We start from the raw sequence: 18960 nt of genomic DNA on the forward strand, positions 1-18960 counted from the left end.
CCCCCGGCCCGCCCGCCCCTCCCCCCCCCCCCCCCCTGCATGGGCGCCCCCCCCCCCCCCTGGGGGGGCCCCCCGGTCCTGCATTCCGGACACCTCACGGTGGTCCCGAGTGAATTACATCGGTGTAGTCGTCAAGCCGACACGCCGACGTTTCGCAAAAAGATTGCGTCAGATGTTTCGGATGTGACGAAAGTTCCCTACCGTGACGGACGTGATCAGCCCCCAGAGCCGCCCCGCCCGCCTCGGACGGCGACCCGTGCGCCCCTCGGCCGCACGTGCCGCCCGCCGAGGCGTGGCCGGGCGGACGCTGTCCGCCCGCACCACCGCCGCCGCCCTCACGGGCTCCCTGGCGCTCGCCGCCGTGCTGGGTGCCGGCGCGGCCCCCGCGTCGGCCCGGGACAGCGACGACTACCCCAGCCGCACCGACGTGCAGCGTGCCCGCCAGGCCGTGCAGCAGGGCGAGGCCGACGTCGCCTCCGTGCGCGCCGAGCTGGCCGTGGCCGCCCAGCGACTGGAGCAGGCGCAGGTCGCCGCGGCGCAGGCGGCCGAGGCCTACAACGGGGCCCGCTACGAGGCGCAGCAGGCCCGCAAGGCCGCCCGCGCCGCCCAGCAGCACGCCGACGACGCGGCCGCCACGCTCGAGGACCGCCGCTCGGCCTACGCCGACGTCGTGGTCGCCAGCTACCAGATGGGCCCGCAGCTCTCCGCCCTCGGCGCCATCGCCGGCGCGGACGCGGCGGCGGACAGCAGCGCCGAGACCGACGGCTCCGCGGCCACCGCGGGGCTGGACGGGCTCCTGGCCGCCATGGCCACCGTGCAGGAGGCGCAGGACGCGATGGACCGCCGCGTCCAGCAGATCACCGCCACCTCCACCCTCGCCGACGTCGCCTCCGACCAGGCCGAGGAGGCCGCCGAGAAGGCCGAGCGGCTCGAGGCGAAGGCCCGCGAGGCCAAGGTCGAGGCGCAGGCTGCCCAGGACGCCGCGGCCGCCGAGACCGCCTCCGTCGCCCAGCGCCGCGACGCGCTCATCGCCCAGCTCGCGGTGCTCCAGGAGACCAGCGTCCGGATGGCCCGCCAGCGCCAGGAGGCCCTCGAGGCCGCCGCCCGCGCCGAGGCCCGCCGCGCCGCACGCCAGGCTGCCGCGGAGGCCGCTGCGCAGGCCGAGGCCGCCGCGCGGGCCCAGGCCCGCCGGGAGGCGCGTCGCGAGGCCCGTCGCGAGGCCCGTCGCGAGGCGCGGCAGCAGGCCGCGGCCTCGTCCTCATCCTCCTCGTCCTCTTCTTCCTCGTCCTCGTCGTCCTCCGGGGGGTCGAGCTCGTCGGGCTCCTCCGGCTCCTCGGGGTCGTCGGGGTCGTCGGGGTCCTCGGGCTCGAGCGGTGGCAGCAGCACCGTGCCGTCGGCCGGCGGCGTCTCCGCCGTCCTGGCCTACGCCCGCGCGCAGTTCGGCGAGCCCTACGTGTGGGCTGCGGCCGGGCCGGACTCCTGGGACTGCTCCGGCCTGACGATGATGGCCTGGGCCCAGGCGGGCGTCTCGCTGCCGCACTACTCGGTGGCGCAGTACGAGGCCACCACGCCGGTCAGCATGAGCGCGCTGGAGCCGGGCGACCTGCTGTTCTGGGGCACCAGCTCCGACCCGTCGTCGATCTACCACGTGGCGATCTACTCGGGGAACGGGATGATGATCCACGCCCCGCGCACCGGCGACGTCGTCAAGGAGGTCTCCATGTACGAGTGGACCCTCCCGAACTTCGCCGGCCGTCCCTGACCCGGCCGTCCCTGACCCGTCCCGGCTGGGCCGTCCCCGTCCGGGGAGGCCCGCGGGACGGTGAGCACACCCGTCCACCGGGTGGTTCCGCCCTTTGCTACTCGGGAGTAGCCTGGCTCACATGGCCACGCACGTGGAGACTCCCGCCCCGTCCGCCTCGCGCCCCGACGAGGGCGCCCCCGCCCCTGCGCCGGCCGGGGTCGCCCCCTTCGACGTCGCGGAGATGACCGCGGCGCTCGACGGCCGCTGGGCCCAGGTGCGCCGCGACGTGCGCGCCCAGCTGCCCCTGGAGGCGGAGCTGATCGCCTCCGCGGACGACCTCACCCGCGCCGAGTACCGCGAGCGCGTCAAGGACGTGCTCCTCGAGCTGGCCGCGACCGGCCAGACCGGGCTCGGCTTCCCGACCTCCCACGGCGGGGGCGGGGACGTCGGCGCCTCGATCGCGGCCTTCGAGACGCTGGCGATGGGCGACCTGTCGCTCATGGTCAAGGCCGGCGTGCAGTTCGGCCTCTTCGGCGGCGCGGTGCTCCAGCTCGGCACGAAGGCCCACCACGACGCCTACCTGCGCGACATCGTCGAGGGTCGGCTGCTGGGCTGCTTCGCGATGACCGAGACCGGTCACGGCTCCAACGTCCAGGCGCTCGGCACCACCGCCACCTACGACCCGGCCACCGACGAGATCGTCGTGCACACCCCTGAGGCCTCGGCCACCAAGGACTACATCGGCAACGCCGCGGCCCACGGCACGATGGCGGCTGTCTTCGCCCAGCTCGTCGTGGACGGCGAGGAGCACGGCGTGCACGCGGTGCTGGTGCCGATCCGGGTGGACGGCGAGCCGGCGCCGGGCGTCACGCTCACCGACGACGGCCCCAAGCTGGGCCTCAACGGCGTCGACAACGGCCGCATCGCCTTCGACCAGGTGCGCGTGCCCCGCGGCAACCTGCTCGACCGGTTCGCCGAGATCACCGACGAGGGCCGCTACACCAGCACCATCGCCAACCCGAACCGCCGCTTCTTCACGATGCTCGGCACGCTCGTCCAGGGCCGCGTCTCGGTCGGCGGGGCGGGCGTGAGCGCCGCGAAGGCCGCCCTCACCATCGCCGTGCGCTACGGCGACCACCGGCGCCAGTTCGACACCGGGGACGGCGAGGAGCAGGTGCTGCTCGACTACGGGATGCACCAGCGCCGCCTGCTCCCGCGGGTCGCCCGCACCTACGCGCTCTCGGCGGCCCAGGAGGTGCTGGTCGAGCGGCTGCACGAGGTCTCCACCGCCCGCAACGGCGGCTCCGGCACCGAGGTGGACGACCACGCCCAGCGCGAGCTGGAGTCCCGGGCCGCCGGCACCAAGGCGCTCGCCACCTGGCTGGCCACCGACGTCATCCAGGAGTGCCGGGAGGCCTGCGGCGGAGCCGGCTACCTCGCCGAGAACCGGTTCGCCGCGCTCAAGGCCGACACGGACGTGTTCACCACCTTCGAGGGCGACAACCACGTGCTGCTGCAGCTCGTGGCCAAGGGCCTGCTCACCGACTACGCCTCGTCCTTCGAGGACCTGGACCAGTTCGGGCTCGTGCGCATGGTCACCGGCCTGGCGGTCGAGACGGTCGTGGAGAAGACCGGCGCGCACGCGCTGCTGGAGCGGGTGCGTGACCTGCTGCCCGGTGGCGACGACTGGTCCAGCGAGGCCCGGATCGCCGACCCCGAGTACCACCTGGCCATGTACCGCTTCCGTGAGGAGCACCTGGTCAGCGGCGTGGCGCGCCGACTCAAGCGGGGCATCGACCGGGGCGAGAAGGCGGGTGCGGTGTTCTCCCGCGTCCAGGCCCACGTCATCGCGGCGGCCCGCGCCCACGTGGAGCGGCTCGTGCTCGAGGCGTTCGTGGCGAAGGTGCGGGCGCAGCCGGCCGGCCCCGTCCGCGACGCCCTGGCCGCGCTGTGCGACCTGCACGCGCTCGCGGGCATCGAGTCCGACCGCGCCTGGTTCCTCGAGCACGGCCGGCTCACCGTCGCCCGCTCCAAGGCGATCACCCGCGAGGTCGAGACGCTGTGCGCCCGCCTGCGGCCCGTCGCCGTCGACCTCGTCGACGCCTTCGCGGTGCCGCGCGAGGTGCTGCGCGCCGAGGCGCTGCTCGGCTGAGCCCCACGCGGACCCCCGGCCGGAGGAGCGCCCTCGGGACGGACGACGGCCCCGGACCTGCTGGTCCGGGGCCGTCGTGCACGGGTGGGGCGAGCGGTCAGTGACCCTCGGCCTTGTGCCGGTCGAAGGAGGCGTGGATCTCGGCCTCGGCGGCGGCACGGTCGACCCAGTCGGCGCCCTCGACGGACTTGCCGGGCTCGAGGTCCTTGTAGACCTCGAAGAAGTGCTGGATCTCCAGGCGGTCGAAGTCGGAGACGTCGCCGATGTCCTGGAGGTGGGCCAGGCGCGGGTCCGAGGACGGCACGCACAGCACCTTGTCGTCGCCGCCGGCCTCGTCGGTCATGCGGAACATGCCGATCGCGCGGCACTTGATCAGGCAGCCGGGGAAGGTCGGCTGCTGGAGGATGACCAGCGCGTCCAGCGGGTCGCCGTCCTGACCGAGGGTCTCCTCGATGTAGCCGTAGTCGGCGGGGTACTGGGTCGAGGTGAACAGCGTGCGGTCCAGCCGCAGGCGCCCGCTCTCGTGGTCGACCTCGTACTTGTTGCGCTCCCCCTTGGGGATCTCCACCAGGACGTCGAACTCCAGCACGCGCGCTACTCCTCCGTTGATCCCGAGCCTCGGTGCCCGGGTGTCGTTGCGGTCAGATTCGAGTCGACCAGCCGCGGCAAGTCAACAAGACGACGGGCCCCAGGATCGGGGCCCGGGTCCAGTGTCCCGCACAATGGCCGCTCCACGCGAGAGAGGGGGCACCCGGTGCCACGGAGTGACGCACGCCACACGTCGGGCGGCGGTCGACGCACCGCTCGTCGGGCCGCGCGTGCCGCCCGTCGTGACGCCCGTGCGCGCCGCCGCTGGCCGCGCCGTGTCGGGCTCACCGCGCTCGCCCTCGTCCTGGTCGCCACCGGCGTCGTCGTGAGCGGGGTCGCGGACCCCGTCGTGGCCCCCGTGGCCGAGCCGCTGCGGCGGGCCGCGGAGGACGCCTTCGACTCCGTGAGCGACTCCGTCACCGGCTCCCTGCCCGGCGCCTCGCAGGACGAGGACCCGACCGACCCGCTCGCGGTGGCCGCCCCCGCGGCCCTGGGCCTGACCACCCCGACCCCCGCCGCCGTGCCCGCCGAGGCGGTCACCGACCAGCCCGTCGACGCCGCCGCCGTCCGCCGGGCCCTGCGCGGGCCGCTGGCCGCCGACGTGCTGGGGCCGCACGTCTCCGTGGCCGTCGCCGACCTGGACGGCGACCTGGCCCTGAGCCGCGGGGGAGCGGCGATCCCCGCCTCCACCACCAAGCTGCTCACCTCGGCCTCCGCGCTGCGCCTGGTCGGCGCCGGCACCACGTTCTCCACCACGACGGTGCTCCAGGGGCGGCGCGTCGTGCTCGTCGGCGGCGGTGACCCGCTGCTGGCCTCGTCGCCCGTCGACGACGACACCTGGCCGGCCCGCGCCGACGTGGTGACGCTGGCCCGGCGCACGGCCGCGACGCTGGTGCGCGACCTCGCCGACGCCCCGGCGGCGCGCCGCACCCTGCGCGTCGGGTACGACGACACGCTCTTCTCCGGCCCCGGCTTCAATCCCACCTGGCCGCTGGGCTACCGCGGCGAGGTGGCGCCCCCGACCTCGGCCCTGTGGGTGGACGAGGGGTCGTCGCTGACCGGCTCGGGCTACTCCACGGACCCCGCGACCGACGCTGCCACCGTCTTCACCGCGGCGCTGCGGGACGCCCTGGCCGCCCAGGCGCGGACGGGGCAGGTGCGGGTGCGCCTGGTGGGCTCGGCGTCGCCGGTGACCTCCACGCAAGCCGCCGCCACGCTGGCCTCGGTCGAGAGCGCCCCCGTGGGCCAGCTGGTGGAGCGGCTGCTCCAGGTCAGCGACAACCAGGTGACCGAGGTGCTCCTGCGCCACGTGGGCCTGGCCGCGCGCGGCACCGGCTCCATCGCGGCCGGGCTGGCCGGGGTCCGCCGGGTGCTGACCTCGCTGGACGTGCCGCTGCCGCTCCGCCAGCTGGACGGCTCGGGGCTCTCGCGGCGCAACCGCATCGATCCCCGCACCTTCGTGGGCCTGCTCGCTGCCGCGGCCGACAGCGACGAGGACGACCCGCTGCGCGGGCTCTTCCCCGGGCTGCCCGCCGCGGGCTCCACCGGCTCGCTCACCTACCGGTTCGCCGACGCCCCCGCCGCGGCGGTGGGCCACGTCCGCGCCAAGACCGGCACCCTCAGCAACGTGACCTCGCTGGCCGGCGTCGCGCTGGACGCGGACGGCACGCCGCTGGTCTTCGCGCTCCTGGCCGACCGCGTCGCCGACGTCGACGAGCTCTCCGCGCGCGACGCGCTCGACCGTGCCGCCGCCGCGCTGGGTGCCTGCGCCTGCGGGGGCTGAGCGCTCGGCGAGCGCGGGGTGGGCCGTGGCCGGCGCGCCGGTGCGGTGCACAGCGCGTTCCCCGCTGCGGGGGATGGTGCGTCACCGCCCGCTGACTAGGGTCTGTCCATGACCTCCACGGCCTCGTCACCCGAGATGATCGACTGGGACCTCGCGGTCTCCCTGGGCGGTCGCCTCGCCGGCGACGGCCCCACGGTCACCCCCGCCCAGGCCCGCCGGGCCGTGGGGGACCTGCGCAACGGCGCCGAGCGCGCCACCGACCTCGTCCGCGCCTACACCGGGCTCGACGGCGGCCGCGACACCGCGCCCGTGCTGGTCGTGGACCGGCCCGGCTGGGTGCAGGCCAACGCCGACGCCTTCCGGCACGTGCTGGGCCCGGTCGCCGGCCGCCTGGCCCAGCGCAAGCCCCCGGGCCGGCTCAGCCTGGCGGTGGGCTCGAAGATCACCGGCACCGAGGTGGGCGGCCTGCTCGGCTTCCTGGCCGGCAAGGTGCTCGGCCAGTTCGACCCCTTCCACGAGCCGCACGGCCGGCTGCTGCTGGTCGCGCCCAACATCGTGCACACCGAGCGCGAGCTCGACGTGGCGCCCCGCGACTTCCGCCTCTGGGTCTGCCTGCACGAGGAGACCCACCGCGTGCAGTTCACCGCGGTCCCGTGGATGCGCGACCACCTCTTCGGCCTGGTCGAGCGGCTCTCCGCCAGCCTCGAGGACACCTCGGCCATCGAGGACGGCCTCAAGCGCGTCACCTCCGCGCTCAAGCAGCGCGGTGGCGGCGACCAGCCCGGCCCCGGCGGCGCGCTGTCGCTGCTGGCCACCCCGGAGCAGAAGGCCGTGATGGACGACGTCACCGCCGTGATGTCGCTGCTCGAGGGGCACGCGGACGTGGTGATGGACGGCGTCGGCCCCGAGGTCGTGCCCACCGTCGACACGATCCGCGCCCGCTTCAACGAGCGCCGCAAGGGCGCCGGCGTGCTCGACCGGGCGCTGCGCCGCTTCCTCGGCCTCGACGCGAAGATGGCGCAGTACCGCGACGGCGCCGTCTTCGTGCGGCACGTGGTCGACACCGTCGGCATGGACGGCTTCAACGCCGTCTGGTCCGGCCCGGCCTCGCTGCCCACGCGGGACGAGATCGCCGACCCGGCCCTCTGGGTCGCACGCGTCCACGGCTGAGGTGGGCCTGCACCCCAGCGTCGCGGCGGTGCGCCGGGCGGTCCGCGAGGGCGTCGCCGACCTGCCCGCGGACGCCACCCTCGTCGTCGCCTGCTCCGGCGGGCCCGACTCGCTCGCCCTCGCCGCGGCCGCCGTCGCGGAGAAGCGCGGCCGCCGGGTCGTCGGCGCGACCGTCGACCACGGCCTCCAGGAGGGCTCGGCCGCCCAGGCCGCCCGCGTCGTCGAGCAGCTGGCGGCGCTGGGCGCGGACGAGACGCTCACCGCACGGGTCACCGTCGACCCCGGTGGCCTGGGCCCCGAGGCGGCGGCCCGACGCGCCCGGTACGCCGTGCTCGACCAGGTCGCCGAGCACACCGGCGCCGCCGCCGTCCTCCTGGGGCACACGCGTGACGACCAGGCCGAGACGGTGCTGATGGGCCTGGCCCGCGGCTCCGGCGGACGCTCGCTGGCGGGGATGCGGCGGGCGTTCGACGTCTACCGTCGCCCGCTGCTCGACGTGACCCGCGACGACACGGTCACGGCCTGCCAGGTGCTCGGGCTGGAGGCCTGGGACGACCCCCACAACAGCGATCCCGGCTACACCCGGGTGCGGGTGCGCCGCCGCGTCCTGCCCCTGCTCGAGGAGGACCTCGGGCCCGGCGTCGCCGCCGCGCTCGCCCGCACCGCCGACCAGCTGCGCACCGACGCCGACCTCCTCGACGACCTGGCCGACGCGGCCTGGGAGCGGCTGCGCCCCGCGGACCCCGGTGGCGGCCTGGACGCCGGCGCCCTCGCCGACCTGCACCCCGCCCTGCGCCGACGGGTGCTGCGCCGGCTCGCGCTGGCGGCCGGGTCGCCGGCCTCGGAGCTGTTCCACGAGCACGTCCTCGCCGTCGAGCGCCTCGTCACCGCCTGGTCCGGCCAGCGCTGGATCGACCTGCCCGGGCACCTGCGCGCCGTGCGCGCCGACGGCGTGCTGCGCGTGGTGCCCGCGGACTCCTGACCCACCGCGCCCGACCCACCGCGCCCGACCCACCTGTCTGGCCCGTCCGGGCCACCCCGGGTGACCCGCACGGGCCATCTGGCCGGGGACAGCCGTAAAAGAACACGAACTCACTCAGTCGCGCCCCTCGCGCGCCCGATACTCCGAGCGGACCATTCCGCGCGCCGGATCGCACCCCGATTACCCGATGCTGGGTACGCGCCAGACCTCGAGGACAACCATGACCCGCCTTCGTCGTGCCCTGGCCGCCGTCACCGCCGTGTCGGTGACCGCTGTCGGTGGCTTCGCGTTCACCACCCACTCCGCCACCGCTGCCGGCGGCTCCGTCACCTCCGCGCAGGCGGAGGTCGCCGCCGCGGACACCAAGATCTCCGGCTACCTCGTCGACCCGCAGACCCTCGAGTACCTCGACGACGTCTTCATCGTCGCCAAGCAGGGCGGCGAGATCGTCGCCACCGCGCTGAGCTACGGCGCCGACGGGTTCGAGCTGTGGGTGCCGGCCGGCGTCACCAAGGTCGAGGTCAAGGACCCCGACTACATCGACGTCACCCGCACCTTCGACACCACGACCGGCAACAAGACCGGCGTCACGATCTTCCTCAACCGCGCCCGCTACCTCGCCGGCTACGTCACCGACGACGTCGGCAACCCGCTCCTCGACGCCTCGGTCGTCGCCGTCACCGGCGGCCAGACCGTCGCCAGCCAGCTGACCTACACCGACGGCGACGACGTCGACGGGTTCTTCAACCTCGAGGTGCCCGCCGGCCGCTACAAGGTCGTCGTGGACGCCGGCGACGGCTACTACCCGCGCGTCGACACCGGCGTGCAGGTCACCGAGGCCAGCTCCGGCGTGCCCGGCGACTACACCGTCCACCGCCGCAGCAGCGTCTCCGGCGTCGTCAGCGACGGCCTCGGCGAGGTCGCCGGCGCGAGCGTCGTCCTCACCGCGCGCGCGGACGACTCGCCCACGCCCGAGGTCACCGCCACGAGCAAGCGCAACGGCAGCTGGTCCGCCGACCTCGCCGCCGGCAAGTACACCTGGAAGGTCACCAAGCGCGGCTACCCGGCCGAGCGCGGCACGCTGGCCGTCGGTGGTCGCCCCGCCACCCAGGACGTGCTGCTCACGACCACCCTGCCGACCCGCACCTCCCTCGAGGGCCCCGGTCGCCTGCGCCCCCGCAAGCAGATCGAGCTGGACATCGACGTCGCCGCCAAGGGCGCGACCCCGACCGGCAAGGTGCGCGTCGTCGCCCCGGCGCTCGACGTCGACGAGGTCGTGGTGCTGCGGCGCGGTGCCGCCACCCTGACGCTGCCCAAGCCGCGGGACCTCGACCGCGTCGTGGTGAAGGCCGTCTACGGCGGCAGCACGAAGCCCGGGCTCGTCCTCCAGGGCTCGAGCGCCCGCCTCGTCCTGACCCGCTGAGTCCGACCCGCCGAGCCCGACCCGCTGAGCCCGACCCGCTGAGCCCGACCCGCTGAGCCTGGTCCGTCGGGACCGACCTCCGGCCCCGTCCGCCGGCACCTCGCGTGCCGGTGGGCGGGGCCGAGGCGTCCCCGGTTCTGTGCTCCGACCCGGGGGCCGTAGGCTGCCGCCCATGGACTCTGCCCACGTGGAGAACGACCTCGTCAACGTGCTCTTCACCGAGGCCCAGATCCAGCAGCGGCTGGGCGAGCTGGCCGACGAGATCGAGCGGGACTACGAGGGCGAGGAGCTGCTCGTCGTCGGCATCCTGCGCGGCGCCGTGATGGTGATGGCCGACCTCGCCCGCTCGTTCGACCGGCACGTCGAGATGGACTGGATGGCCGTCTCCTCCTACGGCTCGGGCACCCAGTCCAGCGGCGTCGTCCGCATCCTCAAGGACCTCGACACCGACATCTCCGGGCGCCACGTCGTCATCGTGGACGAGATCATCGACACCGGCCTCACGCTGTCGTGGCTCACCTCGAACCTGTCGAGCCGCAACCCTGCCTCGGTGGAGATCTGCACCCTGCTGCGCAAGCCGGAGGCCCTGCAGATGCCCGTCAACGTCAAGTACGTCGGCTGGGACATCCCCAACGAGTTCGTCGTCGGCTACGGCCTGGACTTCAACGAGAAGTACCGCAACCTGCGCGACATCGGCACCCTGGCGCCGCACGTCTACTCCTGACGGACGGCCGGGCAGCCCCCGGCGTACCCACCGCGGGGTTCCTCCCCCGTCCGGGCGCTCGTCCGCTACCACTCGCCTGAGACACTGGGCCCAGCGTCGGCGTGTACCGTCGTCGATCCGGAACGTCTGCACAACGAGAGAAGCACGTGAAGCGCATATTCAAGGGCCCCTGGCTGTGGATCGTCGTCGCGGTGATCGGCGTCTTCGTGGCGCTCCAGTTCCTCGCCCCCAGCAGCGGCGGCGACGAGATCTCCTCCTCGGAGATGACCTCCTACATCACCGACGGTGACGTCAAGGAGATCACCTTCGTCGGCGGCGACCAGGAGATCCGGGCGACCCTCGACGACGGCGTGCGCTCCGAGGGCGCGGACGTGATGACGTACTGGATCACCGGCACCCAGTCGCGCATCTACCAGCAGGCCATCAAGCAGTTCGAGGCCGGCACGATCGACGAGGTCAACACCGAGATCAGCGAGCCCAGCCTGCTGACCTCGCTGCTCGTCTCGTTCCTGCCCTTCGTCATCCTGCTGCTCGTCTTCCTCTGGCTGCTCAACAACATGCAGGGCGGCGGCGGCCGTGGCGTCATGCAGTTCGCCAAGTCCAAGGCGAAGCTGATCTCCAAGGACATGCCGAAGTCGACGTTCTCCGACGTCGCCGGCGCCGAGGAGGCCATCGAGGAGCTCGGCGAGATCAAGGAGTTCCTCCAGGAGCCCGCCAAGTTCCAGGCCGTGGGCGCCAAGATCCCCAAGGGCGTGCTGCTCTACGGCCCTCCGGGCACCGGCAAGACGCTGCTGGCCCGCGCGGTCGCCGGCGAGGCCGGCGTCCCCTTCTACTCCATCTCCGGCTCCGACTTCGTCGAGATGTTCGTCGGCGTCGGTGCCTCCCGCGTGCGCGACCTGTTCGAGCAGGCCAAGGAGAACGCCCCCGCGATCGTCTTCATCGACGAGATCGACGCCGTCGGCCGCCACCGCGGCGCCGGCATGGGCGGCGGCCACGACGAGCGCGAGCAGACCCTCAACCAGCTCCTGGTCGAGATGGACGGCTTCGACGTCCGCGGCGGCGTCATCCTCATCGCCGCGACGAACCGCCCCGACGTGCTCGACCCCGCGCTGCTGCGTCCGGGCCGCTTCGACCGGCAGATCCAGGTCGACGCCCCCGACCTCGCCGGCCGCCACATGATCCTCAAGGTCCACTCCCGCGGGAAGCCCGTGGCCGAGGACGTCGACCTCATGGCCGTCGCCCGCCGCACGCCCGGCTTCACCGGTGCCGACCTGGCCAACGTGCTGAACGAGGCGGCCCTGCTGACCGCGCGCAGCAACGCCAAGCTCATCACCAACGAGTCCATGGACGAGGCGATCGACCGCGTCATCGCGGGCCCGCAGCGCCGGACCCGGCTGATGAACGACAAGGAGAAGCTGATCACCGCCTACCACGAGGGCGGCCACGCCCTCGTCGCGGCGGCGCTGCCGGGCAACGACCCGGTCCACAAGATCACGATCCTGCCGCGCGGCCGCGCGCTCGGCTACACGATGGTGCTGCCCGACTCGGACAGGTACTCCCAGCCGCGCAGCCAGATGCTCGACCAGCTCGCCTACATGCTCGGCGGCCGCGCTGCCGAGGAGCTGATCTTCCACGACCCGACCACGGGCGCGGGCAACGACATCGAGAAGGCCACCAGCGTGGCCCGCGCGATGGTCACCCAGTACGGCATGACCGAGCGCCTCGGCGCGATCAAGCTGGGCGAGTCCAACTCCGAGCCCTTCCTGGGCCGCGACATGGGCAGCAGCCGGAACTACTCCGAGGAGGTGGCCGCCGCCGTCGACGCGGAGACCACCCAGCTGCTGGCGTCCGCCCACCAGGAGGCCTTCGACATCCTCGAGGAGAACCGGGACGTCCTGGACGCTCTCGTCCTCGAGCTGCTCGACAAGGAGACGCTGGACAAGGAGCAGATCGCCCGCGTCTTCGAGCCGCTGCGCCGCCGTCAGCCGCGCCCGGCCTGGACCGGCTCGGCGACCCGCCGTCCCTCCGACATCGCGCCCGTGGAGATCCCGCAGGAGATCCGCGACCGCGCGAACAGCAACGGCAAGGTCGAGCAGGGTGCCGGCGCGGTCGTCACGCCCCCGGGCGAGGGCGGCGACGTGCACGGCGGCCCCGGTGGCCCCGGCAGCCTCCCGGGCGGCCCCACCCCGCCGTCCGGCCCCTCCGACGGCGCGCTCTGAGCGCGTCGCCCCCACGCAGGAGACCCCCCGCATGACGGACCCCGTCACCCTCCCCGAGCGCTCGCGCGCCGACGTCCCCGAGTTCGACCACGCCCGTGCCGAGGCCGCCGTCCGCGAGCTGCTCGCGGCCATGGGCGAGGACCCCGACCGCGAGGGCCTGCACGAGACCCCCGCGCGCGTCGCCCGGGCCTACGCCGAGCTGACCCAGGGCCTGCGGCAGGAGCCGGAGGAGGTGCTCACCACCACCTTCGACCTCGGCCACGACGAGATGGTGCTGGTGCGCGACATCGAGCTGTGGTCGATGTGCGAGCACCACCTGGTGCCCTTCACCGGCGTCGCGCACGTCGGCTACATCCCGGCGGCCTCCGGCAAGATCACCGGCCTGTCCAAGCTGGCCCGGCTGGTCGACGTCTACAGCAAGCGCCCGCAGGTGCAGGAGCGGCTCACCACCCAGGTGGCCGACGCCCTCATGGACATCCTCGAGGCCCGCGGCGCGATCGTGGTGATCGAGGCCGAGCACCTGTGCATGACGATGCGTGGCGTCCGCAAGGCCGGCGCCCGGACCATCACCTCCGCCGTGCGCGGCATCATGCACAACGCCGCCACCCGCTCCGAGGCGATGGCGCTGATCCGGGGCGGGACGCGCTGAGGATGGCTGTCTCGCAGGAGGCCGCGGCGCTGCTGGCGCCGCTGGGCCGCCCGCGCGTCATGGGGGTCGTCAACGTCACCCCCGACTCCTTCTCCGACGGCGGACGCTTCCTCGACCGCGACGCGGCCGTCGAGCACGGTCTCGCGCTGCTGGCCGAGGGGGCCGACGTCCTCGACATCGGCGGGGAGTCCACGCGCCCCGGTGCGACCCGTCCGCTGGTCACCGAGGAGCTGGACCGGGTGGTGCCCGTCATCGAGCGCCTCGCCGCGGCCGGCGCCGCCGTCTCGGTGGACACCATGCGCGCCGAGGTGGCCCTCGCGGCCGTCCGGGCCGGCGCCGTCGTCGTCAACGACGTCTCCGGCGGCCTCGCGGACGAGGCGATGGCCGGCGCGGTCGCCGGCACCGACGCGCTCTTCGTGGCCATGCACTGGCGCAGCCACTCCGACGCCATGTACGACCTGGCCTCCTACGACGGCCCCGGCGGGGTCGTCGGCGCCGTCGTGGGCGAGCTGCGGGCCCGCCTGGACGCCCTCGCCGCGGCCGGCCTCCCACCCGAGCGGGTCGTGCTCGACCCCGGGCTGGGCTTCGCCAAGCGCGGGGAGCAGAACTGGGAGCTGCTGCGCGGCCTCGACGCCCTCGAGGGGCTCGGTCGTCCGCTGCTGGTGGGCGCCAGCCGCAAGTCCTTCCTGGGGGCGCTCCTGCCGGGGCCCGACGGCTCCCCGAGGCCGGTCGAGGGACGCGAGCACGCCCACCAGGCCGTCGTCCTCGACTGCGCGCGCCGAGGCGTGTGGGGGGTCCGGGTGCACGACGTCCGGGCGGCCCGTGACACCCTCGCAGCGGCGACGGCGCTGGGCCTCGCCGTGAGCGAGGAGGACGCATGAGCGGCTCCGCAGGGTCGGCCACGGGGCCGGTGGACGGGCCCGTGACCGGGCTGGACGAGCTGAGCGTCACCGGCATCGAGTGCTTCGCCCACCACGGCGTCTTCGAGCACGAGAAGCGCACCGGTCAGACGTTCGTCATCGACCTCGTGCTGGGCGTCGACACGCGTCGGGCCGCGGCCTCGGACGACTTGCGCGACACGGTTGACTACGGCAGCCTCACGGCGGCCGTGAAGGCGGCCGTCGAGCGCGACCCGGTCGACCTGATCGAGACCCTCGCGACCCGGATCGCCGGTACCTGCCTCTTGCAGGACGGTGTTGAATGGGCGAGGGTCACGGTCCACAAGCCGGACGCACCCATCGACGCGACGTTCACCGACGTCACGCTCACGATCACCCGGACACGCAAGGACCTCACGTGACTGAGACCCCGAACCCCCACATCATCGACGCCGACACGCTGACCGGGGAGATGCGCCCCATCCGTCGCGCCGTGCTGTCGCTGGGGTCCAACCTCGGCGACCGGGTGACCACGCTCCAGGGCGCCGTGAACGCGATCGCCGACACCCCCGACGTGTGGGTCACCTCCGTGTCCGCCGTCTACGAGACCGCACCGGTGAACTGCCCGCCGGGCTCCGACGACTTCCTCAACATCGTGCTGCTGTGCGACACCACGCTCGCCGCCCACCGGCTGCTCGAGCGCTGCCTCACGGTCGAGGACGCCTTCGACCGGGAGCGCGGGGAGGCCAACGCGCCCCGCACCCTCGACGTCGACCTGATCGTGGTGGGCGACCGTCGCAGCGACGACGAGAACCTGCGCCTGCCGCACCCGCGGGCCAAGGAGCGCGCGTTCGTCCTCAAGCCCTGGTACGACCTCGAGCCCGACGCGGTCCTCCCCGACGCCGGCCCGGTCGCCGACCTGCTGGCCGACCTCGGCACCGACGGCGTGACGCTGCGCGAGGACATCACGCTCGAGATCGAGTGACGCGGGGGTGACCCCGCCGCTCGACCCTCCTCCCGACCCCGACGACGGTCAGGACGAGCCCACCCAGGGCACCATCCAGCCCGCCTCGGCGGGCGCCATGACGGCGCTCGTCGTGCTCGGCATCGTCATCGGCTGGACCTACCACCGCGTCGCGGTCGCCCTCTTCGGCACCGCGCCCCTGGTGACGTGGGCACCGCCGGCCGTCCTGGCGCTGGTCGGCGTGAGCCTGCTCGTCACCGCTCGGGCCACTCACCGGCAGGTGCACGTGCGCCGGCAGCGGCTCGAGGCGCACCGTGCCGTCAACCGCCTGGCGCTCGGTCGCGCGGCCACCTACGTGGGCGCCCTGGTCGGCGGCGGGTACCTGGGCTACGCGATCAGCTGGCTCGGTGTGCCCTCCGAGGCGGCCACCCAGCGACTCGTCCTGTCCGGCCTCGCCGCGCTGGCCGCGGTGGTCGTCGTGGCGGGCGGGATCCTGCTGGAACGCGCGTGTCGCGTCCCCGAAGACGACTCCGACGCCTAGCCTGCGTCCATGAGCACCACTTCTGCCCCCTCCGCCACATCAGTCACAGCTGACCAGGGCGGGGAGGCGCAGGACGCCGGCACGCCCGGTCGTTCCTCCTCGCGCCGGCTCCAGCGCTCCACCCGGCTGACCGTCGCCACCGGCCTGGTCGCGCTCTCGGCGCTGCTGGTCGTCGGCGCCGTGCCCACCGGGTCGTGGCTGCTGGTCAGCGCGGCCGCGGTGGCCTCCGTCGTCCTCGGCCTCGCGGCCAGCCGGATCACCTACGCCGAGCTGCGCGAGTCCCGCCGCGAGCACCAGCGCGACCGCGCCGAGCAGGCCCAGGCCTACCGTCGGCTCGCCGAGGCCCGGGCCGAGGAGCACGCCGCCCGCGTCGCCACCCTGAACGAGCAGATCGCCGAGCGCGAGAAGGCGCTCGAGGAGCTCGGCACCGAGCTGGGCGGCGCCCAGAAGCACGTCGCCGAGGGCGTCCGCGCCCTGGGCGTGGAGAAGCGCCGCTACGAGGAGCTCCAGCGCCTCCAGCGCCGCACCGAGGTCGGCCGGGACGAGGCGGAGAACCGCGCCGCCGAGGCCATCGTGAGCCTCGCCGAGCTCGAGGGCGAGGTCGAGACCCTCCGCGCCGAGCTCCAGCAGGTCACCGCCGCGTGGCACCGCGCCGAGGCCGCCTCGCGCCGCCACGCCTGAGCACCGCCCCCAGGACGCCCGCCGCATCCCTCACTCAGGCGGTGGGCCAGCGACGTCGCGCGGCCGGACACCACCCCCTTCCTCGTCCGGCCGGGCGACGTCGTCGCGTCCGGACCCGCGCGCACGGGTGTCGGGCACCGGTGCTGGCTCCTGCCGGGTGAGGCCGGTGCGGCATGATGTCGTGCCGTGACTGACCCGCTGCCTGAGATCAAGACCGACCTCGTGAGCCGGTTCGAGGACGACCCCGACGAGCTCGTGGAGCGCACCGAGCTGCCCGTCGGGTGGCACGTCGACAGCCCCGACGCCGGCGACCGGTTCCAGGTGGCCCGGTTGACGCACCTGCTGCGGGCCCACGAGCGGCACGGCCGCGGCTGGGCGGGCGCCGGCGTCGACGACGTCCTGCTGGAGGTCTCCGAGCAGGGCCTGCTGACGCGGGAGAACGTCGTCGTCCGCGACGCCGCCGGCACCATCCAGGCCTGGGGCAGCGTGCACGACCGCGCGGGCGGGCGGATGCTGTTCGTGCACGTCGTCTCCCGCGAGCTGCACGGCGCCGAGGCCGACGCCTGCTCCGACGCGCTGTTCGAGTGGGCCCGCGGCCAGGCCCGCGCCATCGGCGCCGCCCGCGGCCTGCCGACCCAGCAGATCGACACCGGCGCCTTCGAGGACGACGAGCGCCAGGCCCGCTGGCTCACCGGCGCCGGCTTCCGGCACGTCCGCACCTGGTGGCAGATGAGCCGCCCCGGCGAGGAGGGCGACGCCGACCTCGTGCCCGACCCCACCGACTGGGAGCGCAAGGGCATCCGGTTCCGGCTCGTCGACCGCGAGGGCAGCGACCTGCCGGCCGAGGAGGACCTGCGCGCCGTCCACGACGTGCTCGAGCAGGCGTTCAAGGACCACTTCAACTCCTTCGAGGAGACCTTCACCGAGTTCCTGCGCCGCACGCGCGAGGAGCCCGGGCACCGGTGGAGCCACTGGTGGATCGCCGAGATCGTCGACGGCGAGGGCGACCCCGAGCCCGTCGGTGCGCTGGTGGGCGAGGCCTCGGAGTCCTCCACCGGCCCCGGCTCGTCCTACGTCTCCTACATCGGCGTGCTCGAGGCCGCCCGCGGCCGCGGCGTCGCCACCGGCCTGCTGCGCACGATCATCGCCGACGCCGCCCGTCGTGGCCGCGGCTCCGTGGGCCTGGAGGTCGACGCGGACTCCTCCACCGGTGCCCAGCGCCTCTACTCCGGCCTCGGCTGGCGGACCAAGTACGTCACCCAGTCCTGGCACTTCGACGTCCCGGTGGGCTGAGCCGCCAATAGTGCGCGACGAAAAGCACCGGAATCGCCGCCGACGAGGTGCCTTTCGTCGCGCACTATGTGTCGAGCGGTGGTGGATGAAGCCTCAACCACCGCGTCCTAGGCTGGGGGAGTGAACCGCCCCCTGAAGCGCCTCGGCTTCCTCACCATCGGTCTCTTCGACCCGGCCTCGCCGCGGGAGGGGCACGAGTCCACGCTGCGGCTGATCGAGCACGGCGAGCGCCTCGGCCTGGACTCCGCGTGGCTGCGGCACCGGCACCTCCAGCACGGCATCTCCTCGCCGGTCGCGGTGCTGGCGGCGGCCACCCAGCGCACCTCGCGCATCGACCTCGGGACGGCGGTGACGCCGCTGGGCTGGGAGAACCCGCTGCGCCTGGCCGAGGACTGGGCGACGGTCGACGTCCTCTCCGGCGGCCGGCTGAACCCGGGAGTCTCCGTGGGCCCGCCGATGCGCTGGGACGACGTGAAGGGCGCGCTCTACCCCGACACCGCCGACGTCGAGGACCTCACCTACGCCCGCGTCGAGCGGCTGCTGGGGCACCTGCGCGGCGAGCCGGCCAGCCCGTTCGAGGGGACGGTGGGCATCGAGACCTTCTCGCGCCAGGTGCAGCCGCAGGCGGCCGGCCTGGCCGAGCGGGTCTGGTACGGCGCCGGGTCGCTGCGGTCGGTGGCGTTCGCGGCCGCGCAGGGGCTGAACCTGCTCACCTCGTCCGTGCTGACGGGGGTGCGGGCCGAGCCGGGGGAGGAGCCCGACTTCGCGACGCTCCAGGCCGAGCAGGTCCGGGCCTTCCGGGCGGCGCACCCGGCCGGCGAGGCGGCCCGCGTCTCCCAGGGCCTGGTGGTGATCCCCACCGACTCCGCGAGCCCCGAGCAGGCGCGCCGCTACGCCGAGTACGCCGCGTCCCGCCTCGAGCGCACCCGCAGCCCGCAGGGGCCGGGCGGCCTGCTGTTCGCCCCCGACCTCGTCGGCCCGAGCGAGGAGCTGGCCGAGCGGCTGGCCGCGCACGCGGCCTTCGCGGAGGTCGAGGAGGTCGCGTTCGCGCTGCCGTTCACCTTCGGCGAGGCCGACCTCGTCCAGATCCTGACCGACTACGCCACGCGTCTCGGCCCGTTCCTCGGCTGGTCGCCCGCCCGCTGACCTCGGCGCAGGGGTCGGGCAGT

General features: G+C 74.4%; 17 protein-coding genes. 16 read left to right on the plus strand and 1 reads right to left on the minus strand.

Annotated elements, in window-relative coordinates:
* Window positions 1-211: 211 nt before the first annotated feature.
* Both M8330_RS22510 and M8330_RS14550 read left to right on the plus strand, forming a co-directional pair.
* Window positions 212-1762, plus strand: coding sequence for a C40 family peptidase (locus M8330_RS22510; RefSeq protein ID WP_250827930.1), 1551 nt, complete (start codon window positions 212-214; stop codon window positions 1760-1762).
* Window positions 1763-1883: 121 nt separating this feature from the next.
* On the plus strand, window positions 1884-3896 hold the full coding sequence (locus tag M8330_RS14550) for an acyl-CoA dehydrogenase family protein (protein ID WP_250827931.1): 2013 nt from the start codon (window positions 1884-1886) through the stop codon (window positions 3894-3896).
* A 97-nt stretch (window positions 3897-3993) separates the two neighbouring features.
* On the opposite strand, the gene M8330_RS14555 is transcribed toward M8330_RS14550, so the two are convergent.
* Window positions 3994-4482 carry an inorganic diphosphatase gene (locus M8330_RS14555; protein WP_250055119.1) on the minus strand — a complete coding sequence of 163 codons (489 nt, stop codon included), beginning with the start codon at window positions 4480-4482 and terminating at the stop codon, window positions 3994-3996.
* Window positions 4483-4650: 168 nt separating this feature from the next.
* On the opposite strand from M8330_RS14555, the gene dacB reads away from it, so the two are divergent.
* The 14 genes from dacB (at window position 4651) to M8330_RS14625 (ending at window position 18937) form a co-directional block, all read left to right on the plus strand.
* Window positions 4651-6267, plus strand: coding sequence for a D-alanyl-D-alanine carboxypeptidase/D-alanyl-D-alanine endopeptidase (gene dacB, locus M8330_RS14560; RefSeq protein ID WP_250827932.1), 1617 nt, complete (start codon window positions 4651-4653; stop codon window positions 6265-6267).
* Window positions 6268-6375: 108 nt separating this feature from the next.
* Entirely contained in the window at window positions 6376-7437 is a 1062-nt protein-coding gene (locus M8330_RS14565) for an Rv3626c family coenzyme F420 biosynthesis-associated protein (RefSeq protein WP_250827933.1), read from the plus strand.
* Between the two features lies 1 nt (window position 7438).
* A complete protein-coding gene (tilS, locus tag M8330_RS14570; RefSeq protein WP_250827934.1) occupies window positions 7439-8419 on the plus strand; it encodes a tRNA lysidine(34) synthetase TilS in 981 nt (326 codons plus the stop codon).
* 220 nt (window positions 8420-8639) lie between these two features.
* Entirely contained in the window at window positions 8640-9842 is a 1203-nt protein-coding gene (locus tag M8330_RS14575) for a carboxypeptidase regulatory-like domain-containing protein (RefSeq protein WP_250827935.1), read from the plus strand.
* Window positions 9843-10014: 172 nt separating this feature from the next.
* Window positions 10015-10566: a hypoxanthine phosphoribosyltransferase gene (gene hpt, locus M8330_RS14580; protein WP_250054976.1), complete on the plus strand. Its 552-nt coding sequence runs from the start codon at window positions 10015-10017 to the stop codon at window positions 10564-10566.
* A gap of 146 nt (window positions 10567-10712) precedes the next feature.
* A complete protein-coding gene (ftsH, locus tag M8330_RS14585; RefSeq protein ID WP_250827936.1) occupies window positions 10713-12785 on the plus strand; it encodes an ATP-dependent zinc metalloprotease FtsH in 2073 nt (690 codons plus the stop codon).
* Between the two features lie 31 nt (window positions 12786-12816).
* The gene (folE, locus tag M8330_RS14590) at window positions 12817-13434 is read left to right on the plus strand and encodes a GTP cyclohydrolase I FolE (RefSeq protein ID WP_272495168.1); all 618 of its coding nucleotides are present in this window, start codon (window positions 12817-12819) and stop codon (window positions 13432-13434) included.
* Window positions 13435-13436: 2 nt separating this feature from the next.
* The gene (gene folP, locus M8330_RS14595; protein ID WP_250827937.1) at window positions 13437-14315 is read left to right on the plus strand and encodes a dihydropteroate synthase; all 879 of its coding nucleotides are present in this window, start codon (window positions 13437-13439) and stop codon (window positions 14313-14315) included.
* Window positions 14312-14734, plus strand: a complete 423-nt coding sequence (folB, locus tag M8330_RS14600) for a dihydroneopterin aldolase (protein ID WP_250827938.1) — start codon at window positions 14312-14314, stop codon at window positions 14732-14734. Before folP ends, folB begins: the two co-directional genes overlap by 4 nt.
* Window positions 14731-15297 carry a 2-amino-4-hydroxy-6-hydroxymethyldihydropteridine diphosphokinase gene (gene folK / locus M8330_RS14605; protein ID WP_250054985.1) on the plus strand — a complete coding sequence of 189 codons (567 nt, stop codon included), beginning with the start codon at window positions 14731-14733 and terminating at the stop codon, window positions 15295-15297. The genes folB and folK overlap by 4 nt, the downstream gene beginning before the upstream one ends.
* A 7-nt stretch (window positions 15298-15304) precedes the next feature.
* The gene (locus tag M8330_RS14610) at window positions 15305-15817 is read left to right on the plus strand and encodes a DUF3180 domain-containing protein (protein ID WP_250827939.1); all 513 of its coding nucleotides are present in this window, start codon (window positions 15305-15307) and stop codon (window positions 15815-15817) included.
* Between the two features lie 9 nt (window positions 15818-15826).
* A complete protein-coding gene (locus M8330_RS14615; RefSeq protein WP_250827940.1) occupies window positions 15827-16498 on the plus strand; it encodes a hypothetical protein in 672 nt (223 codons plus the stop codon).
* 186 nt (window positions 16499-16684) lie between these two features.
* Window positions 16685-17791, plus strand: a complete 1107-nt coding sequence (locus M8330_RS22515; RefSeq protein WP_250054989.1) for a GNAT family N-acetyltransferase — start codon at window positions 16685-16687, stop codon at window positions 17789-17791.
* Between the two features lie 120 nt (window positions 17792-17911).
* Window positions 17912-18937 carry an LLM class flavin-dependent oxidoreductase gene (locus M8330_RS14625; RefSeq protein WP_250827941.1) on the plus strand — a complete coding sequence of 342 codons (1026 nt, stop codon included), beginning with the start codon at window positions 17912-17914 and terminating at the stop codon, window positions 18935-18937.
* Window positions 18938-18960: the final 23 nt, after the last annotated feature.

Source organism: Nocardioides bruguierae (genome assembly GCF_023656415.1).
Lineage (GTDB): Bacteria > Actinomycetota > Actinomycetes > Propionibacteriales > Nocardioidaceae > Nocardioides > Nocardioides bruguierae.